Source organism: Thauera carbonicopians, from assembly GCF_025699485.1.
GTDB lineage: Bacteria > Pseudomonadota > Gammaproteobacteria > Burkholderiales > Rhodocyclaceae > Thauera.
Genome location: NZ_JANUXN010000043.1, coordinates 1 through 1804, shown reverse-complemented (window position 1 = coordinate 1804; position 1804 = coordinate 1). Strand labels below are relative to the sequence as shown.

Annotated in this window: 2 protein-coding genes; both read left to right on the top strand. The window is 66.6% G+C overall.

What is annotated here, in order from left to right; translation table 11 throughout:
* Nucleotides 1–924 (top strand): acetaldehyde dehydrogenase (acetylating), encoded by a 924-nt coding sequence (locus NX068_RS21055; protein ID WP_263463199.1) that lies wholly within the window; start codon nucleotides 1–3, stop codon nucleotides 922–924.
* A gap of 26 nt (nucleotides 925–950) precedes the next feature.
* Nucleotides 951–1804, top strand: an 854-nt coding sequence (gene dmpG, locus NX068_RS21050) for a 4-hydroxy-2-oxovalerate aldolase (protein ID WP_263463198.1), incomplete at its 3' end; no start/stop codon positions are given.

Here is a 1804-nt window from a genome sequence, read left to right as displayed (position 1 = left end):
ATGAACAAGATCAAATGCGCGCTGATCGGCCCGGGCAACATCGGCACCGATCTGCTGTACAAACTCAAGCGCAGCCCGGTGCTGGAGCCGGTGTGGATGGTGGGCATCGACGCCAGCTCCGAAGGGCTGGCGCGGGCCCGCGAACTGGGCCTCAAGACCACGTCGGACGGCGTCGACGGCCTGCTGCCGCATGTGCTGGCCGACGGCGTGCAGATCGCCTTCGACGCCACCTCGGCCTACGTCCATGCCGAGAACAGCCGCAAGCTCAATGAGCTGGGCGTGCTGATGATCGACCTCACCCCGGCGGCGATCGGCCCCTTCTGCGTGCCGCCGGTCAATCTGGCCGAGCACGTCGGCAAGGGCGAAATGAACGTCAACATGGTCACCTGCGGTGGCCAGGCGACGATCCCGATGGTCGCCGCAGTCTCACGCGTGCAGCCCGTGGCCTACGGCGAGATCGTCGCCACCGTGTCATCGAAGTCCGCCGGCCCCGGCACGAGGAAGAACATCGACGAATTTACCCGCACCACCGCCGGTGCAGTCGAGAAGGTGAGCGGGGCGAAGCAGGGCAAGGCCATCATCATCCTGAACCCGGCCGAACCACCGCTGATCATGCGCGACACCGTGCACTGCCTGACCGAGACCGAACCCGACCAGGCCGCGATCACCGCCTCGATCCACGCCATGATCGCCGAAGTGCAGCAATACGTGCCCGGCTACCGCCTGGTCAATGGCCCGGTGTTCGACGGCAAGCGGGTGTCGGTCTTCCTCGAGGTCGAAGGCCTGGGCGACTACCTGCCCCGGTACGCCGGCAACCTGGACATCATGACCGCGGCCGGTGCGCGCACCGCCGAGATGTTCGCCGAGGAGATCCTCGCCGGGCGCCTGAAACTCGAATCGAACCGCGCAACGATGGTGGCCTGAACGGCCGCCCGATGAAGGAGATGAACATGGAACTTCGCGGCAAGAAAGTCACCGTGCACGACATGACGCTGCGCGACGGCATGCACCCCAAGCGCCACCTGATGACGCTCGAACAGATGAAGGCGATCGCCACCGGGCTGGACGAAGCGGGCGTGCCGCTGATCGAAGTCACCCACGGCGACGGCCTGGGCGGCAGCTCGGTCAACTACGGCTTCCCGGCGCACAGCGACGAGGAATACCTCGGCGCGGTGATCCCGCTGATGAAGCAGGCCCGGGTCTCGGCGCTGCTGCTGCCGGGCATCGGCACCGTCGATCACCTGAAGATGGCGCACGAGCTGGGCGTCGCCACGATCCGCGTCGCCACCCACTGCACCGAGGCGGACGTCTCGGAACAACACATCGGTATGGCGAGAAAGCTCGGCCTGGACACCGTCGGCTTCCTGATGATGGCGCACATGAACAGCCCGGAAGGGCTGGTGAAACAGGCCAAGCTGATGGAGAGCTACGGCGCCAACTGCATCTACGTCACCGACTCGGCCGGCCACCTGCTGCCGGAGACGGTCAAGGCCCGCCTGAGCGCGGTGCGCGAGGCACTGAAACCCGAGACCGAACTGGGTTTCCACGGCCACCACAACCTGGCGATGGGCGTGGCCAACAGCCTGGCGGCGCTCGAAGTGGGCGCCACCCGCATCGACGCGGCCGCGGCCGGGCTGGGCGCGGGCGCGGGCAACACGCCGATGGAAGTGTTCATCGCGGTGTGCGCGCTGATGGGGATCGAGACCAGCGTGGATGTGTTCAAGATCCAGGACGTGGCCGAGGACCTGGTGGTGCCGATCATGGATTTCCCGATCCGCATCGACCGCGATGCGCTGACGCTGGG

What these genes read in the sequence shown, in the direction of transcription:
- NX068_RS21055 (WP_263463199.1), top strand. Translation starts at nt 1, where the DNA reads ATGAACAAGATCAAATGCGCGCTGATCGGCCCGGGCAACATCGGCACC.